General features: G+C 65.3%; 13 protein-coding genes. 6 read left to right on the top strand and 7 right to left on the bottom strand.

What is annotated here, in order from left to right:
• Nucleotides 1-830, bottom strand: an 830-nt coding sequence (locus ACQR0U_RS05705) for an IS481 family transposase (protein ID WP_434872100.1), incomplete at its 3' end; no start/stop codon positions are given.
• Between the two features lie 800 nt (nucleotides 831-1,630).
• Between ACQR0U_RS05705 and ACQR0U_RS05710 the strand changes: the two genes are divergently transcribed.
• The 3 genes from ACQR0U_RS05710 (at nucleotide 1,631) to ACQR0U_RS05720 (ending at nucleotide 4,185) form a co-directional block, all read left to right on the top strand.
• Nucleotides 1,631-2,317: a UPF0149 family protein gene (locus tag ACQR0U_RS05710; protein WP_434843082.1), complete on the top strand. Its 687-nt coding sequence runs from the start codon at nucleotides 1,631-1,633 to the stop codon at nucleotides 2,315-2,317.
• Between the two features lie 104 nt (nucleotides 2,318-2,421).
• Nucleotides 2,422-2,976, top strand: a complete 555-nt coding sequence (locus ACQR0U_RS05715; protein ID WP_315711749.1) for an SRPBCC family protein — start codon at nucleotides 2,422-2,424, stop codon at nucleotides 2,974-2,976.
• 276 nt (nucleotides 2,977-3,252) lie between these two features.
• Nucleotides 3,253-4,185 (top strand): cytochrome D1 domain-containing protein, encoded by a 933-nt coding sequence (locus tag ACQR0U_RS05720; RefSeq protein ID WP_315712611.1) that lies wholly within the window; start codon nucleotides 3,253-3,255, stop codon nucleotides 4,183-4,185.
• Between the two features lie 184 nt (nucleotides 4,186-4,369).
• Here ACQR0U_RS05720 and ACQR0U_RS05725 read toward each other — a convergent pair whose 3' ends face one another.
• Complete coding sequence (locus ACQR0U_RS05725; RefSeq protein WP_434843081.1) at nucleotides 4,370-5,014, bottom strand: HAD hydrolase-like protein; 645 nt, start codon at nucleotides 5,012-5,014, stop codon at nucleotides 4,370-4,372.
• Between the two features lie 273 nt (nucleotides 5,015-5,287).
• Between ACQR0U_RS05725 and ACQR0U_RS05730 the strand changes: the two genes are divergently transcribed.
• The 3 genes from ACQR0U_RS05730 to ACQR0U_RS05740 all read left to right on the top strand — a co-directional run bounded on the left by ACQR0U_RS05730 (nucleotide 5,288) and on the right by ACQR0U_RS05740 (nucleotide 7,323).
• The gene (locus ACQR0U_RS05730; RefSeq protein WP_434843080.1) at nucleotides 5,288-6,280 is read left to right on the top strand and encodes a lipase family protein; all 993 of its coding nucleotides are present in this window, start codon (nucleotides 5,288-5,290) and stop codon (nucleotides 6,278-6,280) included.
• A gap of 161 nt (nucleotides 6,281-6,441) precedes the next feature.
• Nucleotides 6,442-6,756: a hypothetical protein gene (locus ACQR0U_RS05735; protein ID WP_315751035.1), complete on the top strand. Its 315-nt coding sequence runs from the start codon at nucleotides 6,442-6,444 to the stop codon at nucleotides 6,754-6,756.
• 237 nt (nucleotides 6,757-6,993) lie between these two features.
• The gene (locus ACQR0U_RS05740; RefSeq protein ID WP_315751036.1) at nucleotides 6,994-7,323 is read left to right on the top strand and encodes a hypothetical protein; all 330 of its coding nucleotides are present in this window, start codon (nucleotides 6,994-6,996) and stop codon (nucleotides 7,321-7,323) included.
• Between the two features lie 191 nt (nucleotides 7,324-7,514).
• Here ACQR0U_RS05740 and uvrA read toward each other — a convergent pair whose 3' ends face one another.
• The 5 genes from uvrA to ACQR0U_RS05765 form a co-directional block, all read right to left on the bottom strand.
• The gene (gene uvrA, locus ACQR0U_RS05745; RefSeq protein WP_434843079.1) at nucleotides 7,515-10,508 is read right to left on the bottom strand and encodes an excinuclease ABC subunit UvrA; all 2,994 of its coding nucleotides are present in this window, start codon (nucleotides 10,506-10,508) and stop codon (nucleotides 7,515-7,517) included.
• Nucleotides 10,509-10,784: 276 nt separating this feature from the next.
• Complete coding sequence (locus ACQR0U_RS05750; RefSeq protein ID WP_434843078.1) at nucleotides 10,785-11,429, bottom strand: outer membrane protein; 645 nt, start codon at nucleotides 11,427-11,429, stop codon at nucleotides 10,785-10,787.
• A gap of 293 nt (nucleotides 11,430-11,722) precedes the next feature.
• The gene (locus ACQR0U_RS05755) at nucleotides 11,723-12,463 is read right to left on the bottom strand and encodes an outer membrane protein (protein ID WP_315827542.1); all 741 of its coding nucleotides are present in this window, start codon (nucleotides 12,461-12,463) and stop codon (nucleotides 11,723-11,725) included.
• Between the two features lie 212 nt (nucleotides 12,464-12,675).
• Entirely contained in the window at nucleotides 12,676-13,461 is a 786-nt protein-coding gene (locus tag ACQR0U_RS05760) for an outer membrane protein (RefSeq protein WP_315827543.1), read from the bottom strand.
• 263 nt (nucleotides 13,462-13,724) lie between these two features.
• Nucleotides 13,725-14,480, bottom strand: a complete 756-nt coding sequence (locus ACQR0U_RS05765) for an outer membrane protein (protein ID WP_315827544.1) — start codon at nucleotides 14,478-14,480, stop codon at nucleotides 13,725-13,727.
• Nucleotides 14,481-14,551 lie beyond the last annotated feature (71 nt).

Genomic DNA, 14,551 nt, shown 5'->3' on the forward strand with positions numbered 1-14,551 from the left:
GAGCGCCATCCGTCGAGTGCCCGCTGGACATCGGGAAGATCACGGTAGCGCCTGAAGGCAAACACCTCGGCCTTCAGACTACGGTGGAAGCGTTCGTTCTTGCCGCGGCTCTGAGGATGGTAGGGCCGGCTGTGGATCGTTCGAACGCCGAGCTTCAGAAGCCAGACCGTCAACGCGGTCCAGGGGTCTTCGAGGGTAAATCCCCAGGGGCCACCATTGTCGACGAACATCGCATCCGGCAGTCCATAACGGCGGAACGTCGTCTCCAAATGTCCTTTGACCGTAGAGCCGCGCTCGTTGTCACAAGCCGCCAGGCACAACGAGAAGCGGGAGTGATCGTCCAACGCTGTCAGCGGATGACAGGACACACCGTTCTCCAGCGCACTGTGCCCCTTGAAGTCCATCTGCCACAGCTGATTGGGCGCATCCTTCTCGAACCGCGTGTAGGGCTGTCCGGGCGCGCCTGCAGGCTCGACCACTCGATCGTAGCGGCGCAGGATGGTGTGCACGGTGGATATCGCCGGGACAGCTTGACCATCACGCTCAAGACACCGTGCGAGCTTGCGCGCGCCCCAGGCCGGGTGAGCATCGCGCAATGCGACAATCTGCTGCTCGGTCGCAGCCGCGGTGCGCTCCGGACTTCGATGAGGCCGCCGCGACCGATCCGCCAGCGCCGTGTCCCCAGCGTCATGCCGCTGGATCCATTTGTAGCCCGTCTGAGGGCTGATGCCGAACCGCCGACACAGCTCCCGCCGGTTCGCCCCTTCCTGCTTGGCAAGCATCACAAACTCTCGTCGCTGGTCCATGACAGACACCTCTCGCCACGGCATCGCTCGCCCCTCTGCTTGACGAATCGAGCCGATTTTGAAGTATCAACCATCTCCCCGAACACCCGTCAGCTATGTCACCGGGCTGAACAGAAGCGAAGCAATCCAGGATCCCACGAGGACTCTGGATCGCTTCGTCGCTTTGCTCCTCGCGATGACGGAGAGACATGACTTCGCGTTCTCGCCGTGCCAGGTGCACCCGAGCTTTGACGTTCATTCCGCCCTCCTCAGTGAGAGGGCGCAGGGAAGGCCGGGTGCAGGCCGCACCCATGGCCCGCCTGCGAAAAAAAATGCAGGCGGCAGGAACCACAGGATTGGCCGAACAACCGGCCTTCCCTGCGCGACGGTTTCTACCGGCTTATACGCGCTCTCCTCGGTGCGCCGGGCCTTCTGGCCACCGTCATCGGCGCGACGCCTTGAAGGCATCGACACCCACTTGACCTCAGCGTCGGGAGGTCAGGACCACACGATTTCGCCGTCCGCCACAAAACCCGTCGTCTGCGCAAAAGCGCCGGGCCCGTGACGTCCATCGCATCCCGCCCTCCACGCCCGTGACGACCGCGAAGCGCCCCTCTCGTGAGGACAGGACGCATGCAGGAAAACAGAAATTCCGAAATGGCGAAACAGGAATATTTTTCACGGCAGGACTGGACAAGGGTGATGCCGCTGATCCCGTGCGCAAATTTAGGTTTTGCGCGCATGGCCGTTTTGGTGTCAAAACGGCCGCGTCGTGGCTCGGCCATGTGCGCGCCGTGCCCGTCGGGCGACTCGGAACGTGACAGGAGCGAAGGAAGAGGGGCTGCATGCCGGAGCAGATCGGTCGCCACGACAAGCTCGAACAGGCGCTCCTGGCCCTGGATGATCGCGCCATGGTGCTGGAGGAGCTCGACGGCTTCATCGCCGGCCTGCTCGTGCTCCCTGAGCCGATTCCGCCGGGCGAATGGTTCGCGGCGGCCTTCGGGCTCGGCAAGGGCCGTCGCTCCGTGTTCACCGGCATCGACCATGCCAACGAGGTGCTCGGGCTGGTCATGGACTATCACCGGGAGATCGCGCTGACGCTCGCGCATCATCCGGAGCAGTACCAGCCGCGCTTTCCGATCGACGGCTTCAACGGCGAGGTCGTCTGGGAGCTGTGGATCGACGGCTTCGCGGCGGCCACGAACCTGCGTCGTGACAGGTTCGATGCGTATGAGCGGGTGGGCGGCGAAGTCGCCATGGCTGCGGTCGGTCTGATGATGATGATCGGTGCAACTCTCGACGAGAACCCGGATCCCGTCGAATATCGAAATCTCAGTCGCAACGCGCCCCAGAATATCCGCGAGGCGGTGCTGACGCTGCATCAATACCGGCAGAGCGGGGCTCCGCTGCCCGCGTCCACCAGCTTCGCCCGGCAGCCCAATCCCTTCGCGTCGTTCGGCAAGGTCGGCCGCAACGACCCCTGTCCCTGCGGTTCCGGCCAGAAATACAAGCGCTGCTGCGGCGCGAATTGATCGGCCACGACACGGTCTTTTTTGTTGCAACAATCGGGAGCGGTGCAAAGATGCGCCGCCGTGCGCCGGATGCGCCGGCCAATGAGAGTGACTGAGGAAACGACATGAGGATGGTGTTCGGCAAGGCGCTGGCCGTGACGGCGGCGCTCGCGATCGCAACGACGGCCCTGACCACAGCGGATGCGCATGGTCCGACCCGGCGCAAGGTGCAGGAGCACGTCGAGATCAACGCCGCGCCCGCCAAGGTGTGGGCCGTGATCGGCAACTTCCAGGACATGAGCTGGCTCGGCGTGGTCGACAAGACCGCGGGCGACAAGGGCAACGAGATTGGCGCCACGCGCAAGCTGACCCTGAAGGGCGGCGCTACCGTCGACGAGGAGCTCTACAAATACGACGCCGAGAAGATGAGCTATTCGTACCGCATCACCGCCGTCGACGTGAAGGTGCTGCCGGTGACGAACTACTCGTCGACCATCGCGGTGACGCCGAGCGCGGACGGCAAGGGTAGCGTGGTCGAATGGACCGGCGCGTTCTACCGCGGCTTCCCCAACAACGATCCGCCACCGGAGCTGAACGACGAGGCCGCGGTCAATGCGGTGACCGGCCTGTACAAGGGCGGGCTCGAAGGACTGAAGAAGAAGGTGGAAAGCGGGAGCTGATTGGATACGACCATGTCGCCAAGTCAGCGCTGCGCTCCCTCTCTCCGTTCTTACGGGGAAAGGGTTGGGGTAAGGGGCTGCCGAACGGGTGGTGTGGGTGGTGGGACCTGTGCCCCCTCACCCGGATTGCATCTGGCGATGCAATCCGACCTCTCAGCGCGAGCGAAGCTCGTCGCGGCCCCGCATCCGCCTTCGCTCTGCGAGCTACGGCGGACAAGAGCGGGGCGAGGTGGGTACAAGGCAAGGCGCTGCACCACTCATCGTCTCCCAGATCCTATTCGAGCGTTTCTGCTCGCAGCCTTGCTCGTCTGCTGCGCCAGTGCCCATGCCGAGGAGGCCTTCGTCACCAACCAGCTCAGCGACGATCTGACGATCGTCGACCTCGCGACCTCGAAGCCGGTGGCGACGATCCCGATCGGCGGCAAGCCGGCCGGCGTCGCGGTGGCTGCCGACGGACGCTTCGCCTATGTGGCGAGCCCGGACGACAAGAGCGTGAGCGTCGTCGACGCTGTCGCGCGAAAGGTGGTTGGACGGGTCGAGGTCGGTGGCGGGCCGCTCGGCATTGCCGTGACGCCGGACGGTTCGACGGTCTACGTCGCAGACTGGTACAACGCCGCAATCCGCGTGATCGATGCGAAGACCCGGACCGTGACCGGCAGCATCGCGGTCGGCGCCTCGCCGTCGGGGCTTGCGGTGACACAAGACGGCAAGCTGCTGCTCTCCGCCGACCGCGATGACGACATGGTCTCGGTGATCGACACGGCGACGCGCCAGCGCCTTGCGACCATCAAGGTCGGCACGCGGCCGTTCGGTGTCACCATCGACGCCGAGGGCAAGCGCGCCTACACGGCAAATGTCGCCTCCAACGACGTCTCGGTGATCGACCTCGCCGAGCGCCGCGAGATCGGCCGGGTCAAGACCGGTTTGCGGCCCTATGCGGTGGCGCTGGCGCAGGGCAGGGGCTTCGCCACCGACCAGTATGACGGCACGGTCAGCGTGTTCGACCTGGCGAGCCTGCAGCCGCTCAAGCGCATTAGCGTCGGCGACTATCCGGAGGGCATCGAGGCGACCGCCGACGGCCAGCGCGTCATCGTCGCCAATTGGGAGAGCAACATTCTGAGCGTCATCGACGTGGCCGCGCTGAAGGTCACCGGAGAGATCAAGGTCGGCGACGGTCCGCGCGCATTCGGCGCGTTCCTGCGGCGGTGAGCAGGTCCGCCGGTGGCGGAAATGGAGTTGCATCTGCAGCCTCCGTCACTGCGAGCGCAGCGGCGCAGCGAAGCAATCGAGGCCGCGCGAAGACTCTGGACTGCTTCGCTGCGCTCGCAATGACGCGGTGAGGTTATCGAGGCTCGTCACTATCCCTGCATGTCGCCGGCGGCGCTGATGCAGGCTACGAATCTCGTCTGGCGGGCACCACCAACCGCTCCACGATCTCGTCCATCCGGGTGAACAGCATCTCCGGCTGGTGGTCGCGCAGCGCCTGCTCCGCGGCATAGCCCCATGTCACCGCGCCGAAGGCGATGCCGGCGGCACGCGCCGCCTCGATGTCGCGGGTCTCGTCGCCGATCGCGATGGCCTCTGCCGGGTCGACGCGCAGCCGCTTCAGCACCCGGCGAAACTTCCGTGCCTTGCCGAACACCGAGGCCGAGCAATCGAAATCGGCGAACAGCCCGGCGCGCGATCCGAGCTTCTGCCGCGCGTTGGCCTCGCTGTCCGACGAGACCAATGCGAGCATGGTGCCGTTCGCGGCAAGGGTGTCGAGCATGATGTCGACGCCTGCGAACAGCGGGATGCTCGCTGCATGCGCCGTCTTCAGTTGGCGCACGTGGCGCGCGATGAAGGGCAGCTTCCAGCGCGGCACCTGAAGGAAATCGAGGATCTCACGGGTCAAGGCATGGCGGAGCCCGTCGATGTCCTCGTCCTTCACCTGACGAAAGCCGAAGCGCTGCGCGACGACGTTCACGTGGGTGCGAAACCACGGGAAGCTGTCGGCGAGCGTGCCGTCGAGATCAAAGATGACGAGAGAGTAGGGCATCGCGCGAGGTGAGCGTGGCGAGGAGTTGATGATCGTCGAGGCGTGTCGTCCTGCGACAGCCCTGCGCCATAGCAATGGGAGGGGCGGCGCGCAATGAGATGCGATCATTGCGTGTCGCAGCTCCACGGTGACGTTCGATGATCAGGGGTTGAACATGTTGTGATGTGCACCTGGAGATAACGCGGTCTATCATCCCGGTGGGCCGGCGGATCATGGTCTGCCTGCCCGATTTGATCGAAATTGTTTTCATCATTCAAGCCAGAGAGATTTCACATGGCCCTCAACAAGGTTGCTGCAGCGTATCTGTCCTACTTCGCCTATATCGACGACGCGCTCGATGTGGTTCAGCCGAGCGATTTCGTGGCGATGCTGAAGTCCGTCCCGTCGGGTGCGGCGAACGGTCCGTGGTCGCTATGCTGGGGCCCGGCGGTCAACAACGGCGTGCTCGCCTATGTCGCGCAAGGCAGCGACGGCAGCTACGCGGTGGCGTTCCGCGGCACCGATGTCGATGGCTCGGTCGCCGGCGCGTTCGAGAACGTGCTCGCCGATGCCGATGCTGTCTTCCAGGTGCCGTGGCTCTATCCGCAGCAGGCCGGAGCGCCGCTGCAGATCAGCGCCGGAATCAACGACGCGCTGGCGCTGGTCATCGCGCTCACCGATCCCACGACGGACCTGTCGCTGCTGGACTATCTGCGCGGCCTTGCGTCCAAGCAGAACCTGCAACTGATGGTGACCGGGCACAGTCTCGGCGGCGCGCTCGCCGTGGTGGCGACGGCGTGGCTGCAGGACCAGTTGCCGAAGCTGAACTCGTCGCTGACGTTCACGCTGTGGCCGCACACCTTCGCGGCTCCGACGATGTGGAACGCGGGCTTCGCGACGACCTTCGCAAAGAGCTACACCTATTACGCGGCGGTCAACAGCAACGACATCGTGCCGATGGCCTGGGCCAACCTGAACGGAATTCTCGGTACCTATCCGCCGCCGGCGCCGGTCCTGAAGGACACCAACTACTACTCGATCTACAAACCGCTCGAGTGGCTCAGCGCAGCGATCCCGACCTATACGTCGATTGCGCCGAGCAATCCGGATCTGTTCACGATTACGCCGATCGTCGAGGCGAACGACTCCTGGACCGCGGAAGCCGGCTACATGCATTCCATGCAGCTGCAGTATTTCCCGCATGCGACCGGCACGAAGGCGCCGCTGCTGCCGGGAGTCACCAAGACCGGCGTGGCGCGGCCACGGGCGGTCGCCGTCGCGGCCTGAGCGCCGCAGGGCAGCTCTTGCAGGGCTGGGTTCGCTCAGTCCTGCAAGGGGGGCTCGGTGCGTCGGCCAATCAACCTTTCATCACGTTTTTTGTGAGTGTGCGCTGCAGGAACGCCTTGCGCCGTGCGGTGGTTGACCCGCACAGAAGCAAGGAGAGAGACATGCAACGCACGATCAAGATGGCCGCGCTGGCCGGAGCCACGCTGGTGATCGGCACCGCCGCGGCGTCCGCGCAGGGCTATGCCCGTTTCGGCGACTCGATGGCCTGGGTGCCGCCGGCGCAGACCTCCGATTCCGAGCCGGTGTATGGCGCCGCGCCGGCGCCGGCCTACGCGCCGGGTCCGGTGGCTGGCCCAGTGGCCTGGGGCCACGGCTACAACGGCACCAACCATCCGACCCCTGGCTCGACCCAGGGCGACGTCGGTCCGTCCGGCAACAACAACGGCACGCTGACCGGCGCCTACCGGCAGTGGTAGTTGCCATCTCGCGCTGAAGTGAGTCGATCAAGCCCGCCGCTCCGACAAGAGCGGCGGGTTTGTCGTCCGAGAGGGCGCCCAGTCGCTTGCGAGGTGATGCGACCAGCATTCCGGATCATCTGATCGCGGCAACGTGAGCGCCACGTTGTGTCGCACACATGTTGTGGCGGGTGGCGGAACTGCCGGGGCATGACGATGGTTTGTTCCTCGATGAATTGGGAACAACGGAGCAAGTTCATGACACGCACGTTTGGATTGGCAGCGCTCACCGCCGTCACGCTGGTCGCCGGCACGATCGGCGCCTCGGCCGGCGAATACGGGCCGGGCGGCTACGGCTATGGCGGCCAGGTCACCAGCACCTATGCCTACCGCGACTCCTTCGCCTGGGCGCCAGGGCCGGTCTATGAGGAAGGCTACGTCGCCGTCGCGCCGGGCCCGTATGACGGCCCGGGCTGGGGCGCCGGCTACAACGGCACCAACCACCCGACCCCGAGCTCGACCCAGGGCGACGTCGGCCCGCGCGGCAACAACAACGGCACGCGGAGCGGGTATTACCGTCAGTGGTAATCTGAGTTCGTTGCAGAAACATCGAGCCCGCCGCTCTGCAGGGCGCGGCGGGCTTTGCTGTGATGAACCGGTATCGACCACATGCGTCATTGCGAGGAGCGCAGCGACGAAGCAATCCAGAGTCGCGTACGCGGCCCTGGATTGCTTCGCTTCGCTCGCAATGACGATCGATACAAGGGAATTGAGGGCAACTACTCCGCAGCCTCGCTCGCCGCGCCGCGGCCGCGCTTCTTCGGCTTGGCCGACTTCTCCAGCACCGGCTTGAGGAACTGCCCGGTGTAGCTGCGCGGCGCCTTGACGATATCTTCCGGCGGGCCCCAGGCGACGATCTCGCCGCCGCCGTCGCCGCCTTCGGGGCCGAGGTCGATGACCCAGTCGGCGGTCTTGATGACCTCGAGATTGTGCTCGATCACGACCACCGTGTTGCCCTGCGCGACCAACTCGTGCAGCACCTCCAGCAGCTTCTTGACGTCGTGGAAGTGCAGGCCCGTCGTCGGCTCGTCCAGGATGTAGAGCGTGCGGCCGGTGGCGCGCTTGGACAGCTCCTTGGCGAGCTTGACGCGCTGGGCCTCACCACCGGACAGCGTGGTGGCCTGCTGGCCGACGTGGATGTAGTCGAGGCCGACGCGGCGCAGGGTCTCGAAGGTGTCGCGCACCCGCGGCACCGCCTTGAAGAACTCCGCGGCCTCCTCGACGGTCATGTCGAGCACGTCGGCGATCGACTTGCCCTTGAACAGGACGTCGAGCGTCTCGCGGTTGTAGCGCTTGCCCTTGCAGACGTCGCAGGTGACGTAGACGTCGGGCAAAAAGTGCATCTCGATCTTGATGACGCCGTCGCCCTGGCACGCCTCGCAGCGGCCGCCCTTGACGTTGAAGGAGAAGCGGCCGGGCTCGTAGCCGCGCGCCTTGGATTCGGGAAGGCCGGCGAACCATTCGCGGATCGGCGTGAACGCGCCGGTATAGGTCGCGGGGTTGGAGCGCGGCGTGCGGCCGATCGGCGACTGGTCGATGTCGATGATCTTGTCGATATGCTCCAGCCCCTCGATGCGGTCGTGCGGCGCGGCGGCCTCGTTGGCGCCGTTGAGCTTGCGTGCGATCGACTTGTAGAGCGTGTCGATGAGAAGCGTCGACTTGCCGCCGCCGGACACGCCTGTGATCGCGGTGAACAGGCCGAGCGGGATCTCGGCCGAGACGTTCTTCAGATTGTTGCCGCGGGCATTGACGACCTTGATGGTGCGGCGATGGTTCGGCGGCCGCCGCTCCGGCACCTCGACCTCGAGCTCGCCGGTGAGATATTTGCCGGTCAGCGACGCCGGATTGCGCATGATCTCGGTCGGCGTACCCTCGGCGACGATGTGGCCGCCATGGGTGCCGGCGCCGGGACCGATGTCGAGCACATAGTCGGCGAGCCGAATCGCGTCCTCGTCATGTTCGACGACGATGACGGTGTTGCCGAGGTCGCGCAGCCGCTTCAGCGTGTCGAGCAGGCGGGCATTGTCGCGCTGGTGCAGGCCGATCGACGGCTCGTCGAGCACGTAGAGCACGCCCGTCAGCCCCGAGCCGATCTGCGACGCCAGGCGGATGCGCTGGCTCTCGCCGCCGGACAGCGTGCCGGAGGAGCGCGCCAGGGTCAGGTAGTTCAGGCCGACGTCGAGCAGGAAGGTGAGGCGGTCGCGGATCTCCTTCAGGATGCGGGTGGCGATCTCGGTCTGCTGCGCATTGAGCTGCTTCGGCACCTCGGCGAACCACTCGCCGGCCGCCTTGACGGAGAGGTCGCTGATCTCGCCGATGTGCTTGCCGCCGACCTTGACGCACAGCGCCTCGGGCTTCAGCCGAAAACCCTTGCAGCCGGCGCAGGGCACGTCGTTGAAGTATTTGCCGAGCTCCTCGCGCGCCCATTCGCTCTCGGTCTCGCGGAAGCGGCGCTCGATGTTGGTGATGACGCCCTCGAACGGCTTCTTGGTGTCGTAGGCGCGGACGCCGTCCTCATAGGTGAACTTGATCTCGTCGTCGCCGGAGCCGTGCAGCAGCGCGTTCTGCGTCTTCTTCGGCAGATCCTTCCACTTGGTGTCCAGCGTGAACTTGTAGAACTTGCCGAGCGCGGTCAGGGTCTGCAGGTAATAGGGCGACGACGACTTGGCCCAGGGCGCGATCGCGCCCTTGCGCAGGGTGACGTCCTTGTCGGGAATGACGAGGTCGGCATCGACGTGCTGCTCGACCCCCAGGCCGCCGCATTCCGGGCAGGCGCCGTAGGGGTTGTTGAACGAGAACAGCCGCGGCTCGATCTCGGGGATCGTGAAGCCGGAGACCGGGCAGGCGAACTTCTCCGAGAACAGGATGCGCTCGGGCCCGCTCTTGTCGTGGATCTTTGCGGTTTTCTTTTTTTCCTTCTCCTCCGCCGGCGCGGCCGAGGCGGGAGCGTCTGCGAACTCGATGACGGCCAGGCCTTCGGCGAGCTTCAGCGCAGTCTCGAAGCTTTCTGCGAGACGCTGGCCGATGTCGGGGCGCACGACGATGCGGTCGACGACGACGTCGATATCGTGCGGGAACTTCTTGTCGAGCGTCGGCGCCTCGGCGAGCTCATGGAAGGTGCCGTCGATCTTGACGCGCTGAAAGCCCTTCTTGAGATATTCGGCGAGCTCCTTCTTGTACTCGCCCTTGCGGCCGCGCACGACCGGCGCCAGCAGATAGAGGCGGGTGCCCTCGGGCATCGCCAGCACGCGGTCGACCATCTGCGAGACGGTCTGGCTTTCGATCGGCAGGCCGGTCGCCGGGGAGTAGGGCACGCCGACGCGCGCCCACAGCAGGCGCATGTAGTCGTAGATCTCGGTGACGGTGCCGACTGTCGAGCGCGGGTTCTTCGAGGTCGTCTTCTGCTCGATCGAGATCGCCGGCGACAGGCCGTCGATCTGGTCGACGTCCGGCTTCTGCATCATCTCCAGGAACTGGCGGGCATAGGCCGACAGCGATTCGACGTAGCGGCGCTGACCCTCGGCGTAGATCGTATCGAAAGCGAGCGAGGACTTGCCGGAGCCGGACAGCCCGGTGAACACGACGAGCCTGTCGCGCGGGATCTCGACGTCGATGTTTTTCAGATTGTGCTCGCGGGCGCCGCGGATGGTGATGGCCCGCAGGCTCGACTGGTTGGCTTGCGCGCGCTGCTTGGCCTTGAGCACTTCATCCATGACGATCGTCCCACGGCGCAGAGTCGCGCCATCGTTGCAGGCGCGTTTCGCCGGAAGCCGGCCATCGGACGCCAGGGGGAAAAGGTATGGTCGGAACGTAGGAAGAACGGAGCTGGATTTCCAGTGCCGTCAGCGAATCATCAACAATGCGCTCAGGGAATGGCAGCGACTGGCAGGAGGCTGCCGGTTCCGTCCTGGTTTGTGCACGATCCCACAAAGAAAAAGCCTCCGCTCTGGCAGAGCGGAGGCTGTGTGCGTTGGCCCGGAGGCAAAAACTTAGAAGTGGTAGTTGATGCCGACCTGACCGGAATGCACGTTGAGGGTGCCGGTCGTGAGCGTGCCAAGGCCGGTGAAGGTGTAGTTCTCGCCACCGAAGCTCTTGTAGAGGTACTCGCCCTTCAGCGACCAGTTCGGGGCGAACATGTACTCGACGCCAGCGCCGACGGTCCAGCCGGAGTGGATCTTGCTGTCGGCAGCGGCGAAGCCGGGGGCCGTCAGCGAGATGCGGTTGTCGGCCCAGGCGTAACCACCGGTCGCGTACAGCAGGGTCGGGCCGAAGGCGTAGCCGATGCGGCCGCGGACAGTGCCCCAGTCGCGGATCTTGGACTCGGCGTTGACACCGAGCGCGCCGACGTTTGCGTTGATGTCGGCCCAAGCGGCGTCGGCCTCGAGGCCGAACACGACAGCACCCTGCTGCCAGTTGTAGCCGACGGTGCCGCCGGCGAAGCCGCCCTTCATAGCCGCGAAGTCAGCGTTCTCGTTGGCGTAGCCGCCCATGGCACCGATGTAGAAGCCGGTCCAGGTCAGCACCGGCGCAGCAACCGGGGCCTTGGTGTAGGTCGGGCGCGCGGCAAGATCAGCGGCGGCAGCGGGAGCGGCCAGGGCGGCCAAGGCCACGGTCGCGAGCAGGATCTTCTTCATTCCAGTCTCCAGTTTATTTTTATTCCTCGAAGTCCGCATCGCACCGATAAGCTTACGCACGAAACAGACTCACCCGTTCAAGTTGACGAGGTTCCTATAGCCCGGTTCCGTACGGATTACCGTCACCCTGAAGACACACTCGCGCCCAAACCGCGTTTTTACGGCCAAGTTCCAGAAAGCCTATGTCACTCAATTACTTGGTTCCGGGTGTGGCGAGCCGGCAAGGTGGCATCAGGGCAACAAAAAAGGCCGGCTTTCGCCGGCCCTTCTCGGAACCTGTCGGTTTGCAGGCATCAGTACTTTGCGATGACCGGGCCGCCGAAGTGGTAGCTGAGGCCGGCCTTGACCGTGTGAACGGTGTCCTTCCACTCGGAGCGGTTGAGCGCCGCAGCGCTGTACTGGATCGTGCTCTTGCCGAAGTCGAGATAGTTGTACTCGAGCTTGGCCGACCAGTTCGGCGCGAACATGTATTCGGCGCCGGCGCCGACCGTATAGCCCCAGCGGGTGGTGTTCTGGCTGAAGACGTTGCCGGGCACGCCGTCATAGCGATGCTGCAACTGGCCCACCGCGGCGCCGCCACTGACGAAGAACAGGGCGGGACCGGCGGCATAGCCGAGGCGGCCCTTGATGTCGCCGAAGCTGGTCAGCTTGGTGAAGAAAGTGTCGCCGACGCCGGCATTGACCACGGCGGAGCGGCCGTTGATGTCGGCCCAGTGATAGTCGCCTTCGAGGCCGAACACGACGTTGTCGACCTGCCAGTTGTAGCCGACCACGCCGCCGACGAAGCCGCCATTGGTGTTGTAGTTCTGGGTGCCCAGGAAGCCCGGCGCATTGAAGCGGCCGAGGAAGGTCTCCTTGCTGGTGCCCCAGCCGCCGCCGCCCTGGATGCCGGCGTAGAGGCCCGACCAGCTCAGGATCTGCGCGACCATCGGCGGCGCCTTGGTGTACGGGCGGGCCGCCATGTCGGCCGCCGACGCGGATGTGGCGGATGCGATGCCGACGAGCGCCGTCGTGATCACAAGCAACTTCTTCATCAAATTCTCCCCCGGGAGGTTGGAATGACAAGCGATGGGCAAGTCATACACAGGGCATCCCGGAGAGGCTGTAACGCGCCCGCCACAGAAATTAAAAAGCGTTATATATCATATATTTAGCACAAAAACGCCGCGACGCTGCCGGGCTGTTGACACGAAAAAGGCCGGCGCGACGGCCGGCCTTTCCGAATGCGTGCGAGCGGCGGCTTTTTTCAGTAGCGCGTGCCCATCGGCGCCCCGAATCGATAGTTCACGCGGACGGTCGCCATGTCGATGTCCTGCTTGATGGTATCGACGCGCGACAGCACGGTTGCGGTGGCCGGGAAGCTGATGTCGCGCGAGCCCATGAACAGGTGGTCGTACTCGACGGCGACCGACCAGTTCGGCGCGAAGCCGAACTCGACGCCGGTACCGACGGTGCCGCCCCAGCGGGTCTCACTGGCGGAATCCAGCAGCGTGCCGACCGGGAAGGGCGCGGCCGCATTCGCCGTGCCGGTGTATTTGTTGTGGGTGACGGCGGCGCCGCCCTTCACGTACCAGAGCACGTTGCCCCAGGCGTAGCCGACCTGGCCGGTGAACAGGCCGATCGCATCGGTCTTGGTGGTGTTGGTGATGCCCGCGGCCAGCGCAGCCGTGCTCGCATTGGACGACTTCAGGTCGGTCCAGTTGCCCTGGGCCTCGACGCCGAACACCCAGCTCGCCGCCTGCCAGCGATAGCCGACCTGGCCGCCGATGAGGCCGCTCGAGGCGTTGTGGCAGCCTTCGGACTGGGTCGGCACGACCGCCACGCCGCCGACGCGGTTGAGCGTCCAGCAATTGTGGCTCCAGTCGGCGCCGCCATTGACGCCGAGGTAGAACCCGGCCCAGCTCGGCAGCGGCGTGACATAGGCCGGCGGCGGCGCCTTGCTGTAAGGGCGCGTCGCGAAGTCGGCCGCCGAGGCCGGCGCCAGTCCCAGCGCCGCGGCGCTTGCGGTCAAGATCAAGGTCGTCTTCTGCATTCGTCTCTCCCCAGTCCCAATACACCACGCTCCGGATCCCTCCGATCCGGGCCCACGCGAAGGTGGCCTGTGGCTGGTTGTAAGGGAGACTGCTTTCCAAACTCGTGACCGGGACGAGCCGCGTGGCGGGATGTACCGATCGTGCTTAAGCGCGGGTAAAGACGGCGACTGCCAGTGCCGACGGGGGAGCTGTGTCACAGCGTGAGTGACGACAGGCCGGGCAAGCGCCGCCGCGTGAGATCCCGAGTGTCAGCCCTCGAGGGTCAGTGCTTGGAAACGACGGGACCGCCCCAGCGATAGTTCACGCGGACCGTCGCCATGTCGACGTCCTGGCCGACCGCATCGGTCCGGCCCGCGGCTCCAAGGGGAACACCCGAGAAGCCGAGGGTGCGGTTGCCCATGAACAGGTGCTCGTATTCGGCTGCGACCGACCAGTTCTTGGCGAAGCCGACCTCGACACCAGTCCCGACCGCAGCCCCCCAGCGCGTGGCGCTGGACACGTCGAGCACCACGCCCGTGGCCGTGGAGAGGCCGTTGTACTTCTCACCCGCGACCGCGGCGCCACCCTTCACGTACCAGAGCACGTTGTTCCAGGAATAGCCGATCTGGCCGGTGAACACGCCGATGCCGTTGATCTTGGTCTGGTTGGTCACGGCCGGGGCGAACTGGCTGGTGTTGCTGCCCTTGAGGTTGGCCCAGTTGCCTTGACCTTCGATGCCGAACACCCAGCCGCCAGCCTGCCAGCGATAGCCGATCTGGCCGCCCGCCAGCGCGCCGGTCGCATCATGGCAGCCTTCCGCGTTGGTTGCGGCCACGCCGGCAAAGCTGACCTTGTTGGTCCAGCAGGTGCGGGCCGCTGCGCCACCGGCATTCAGGCCGATATAGAAGCCACTCCAATCATAGATCGTCGTGATCATCGCAGGCGCTTTGGTGAAGGTGCGCGCGGGCAGATCGGCAGCGATGGCCGGCGCAATCCCCAGCGCCAGCGAAGTTGTCGCCCCCAGCAACAGCCTTCTCATCGCATTCCCCAAACCACGTCCGACGCCCGCACGCACGCTCTCACCAACGCCCACCCGCCGGACGTTGATAG

The sequence above is a fragment of the Bradyrhizobium sp. HKCCYLRH3097 genome, from assembly GCF_051167875.1.
Classification (GTDB): domain Bacteria; phylum Pseudomonadota; class Alphaproteobacteria; order Rhizobiales; family Xanthobacteraceae; genus Bradyrhizobium.

What these genes read in the sequence shown, in the direction of transcription:
- ACQR0U_RS05755 (WP_315827542.1), bottom strand. Translation starts at nt 12,463, where the DNA reads ATGAAGAAGTTGCTTGTGATCACGACGGCGCTCGTCGGCATCGCATCC.
- ACQR0U_RS05725 (WP_434843081.1), bottom strand. Translation starts at nt 5,014, where the DNA reads ATGCCCTACTCTCTCGTCATCTTTGATCTCGACGGCACGCTCGCCGAC.
- ACQR0U_RS05765 (WP_315827544.1), bottom strand. Translation starts at nt 14,480, where the DNA reads ATGAGAAGGCTGTTGCTGGGGGCGACAACTTCGCTGGCGCTGGGGATT.
- ACQR0U_RS05735 (WP_315751035.1), top strand. Translation starts at nt 6,442, where the DNA reads ATGCAACGCACGATCAAGATGGCCGCGCTGGCCGGAGCCACGCTGGTG.
- ACQR0U_RS05710 (WP_434843082.1), top strand. Translation starts at nt 1,631, where the DNA reads ATGCCGGAGCAGATCGGTCGCCACGACAAGCTCGAACAGGCGCTCCTG.
- ACQR0U_RS05730 (WP_434843080.1), top strand. Translation starts at nt 5,288, where the DNA reads ATGGCCCTCAACAAGGTTGCTGCAGCGTATCTGTCCTACTTCGCCTAT.
- ACQR0U_RS05740 (WP_315751036.1), top strand. Translation starts at nt 6,994, where the DNA reads ATGACACGCACGTTTGGATTGGCAGCGCTCACCGCCGTCACGCTGGTC.
- ACQR0U_RS05750 (WP_434843078.1), bottom strand. Translation starts at nt 11,429, where the DNA reads ATGAAGAAGATCCTGCTCGCGACCGTGGCCTTGGCCGCCCTGGCCGCT.
- ACQR0U_RS05760 (WP_315827543.1), bottom strand. Translation starts at nt 13,461, where the DNA reads ATGCAGAAGACGACCTTGATCTTGACCGCAAGCGCCGCGGCGCTGGGA.
- uvrA (WP_434843079.1), bottom strand. Translation starts at nt 10,508, where the DNA reads ATGGATGAAGTGCTCAAGGCCAAGCAGCGCGCGCAAGCCAACCAGTCG.
- ACQR0U_RS05715 (WP_315711749.1), top strand. Translation starts at nt 2,422, where the DNA reads ATGAGGATGGTGTTCGGCAAGGCGCTGGCCGTGACGGCGGCGCTCGCG.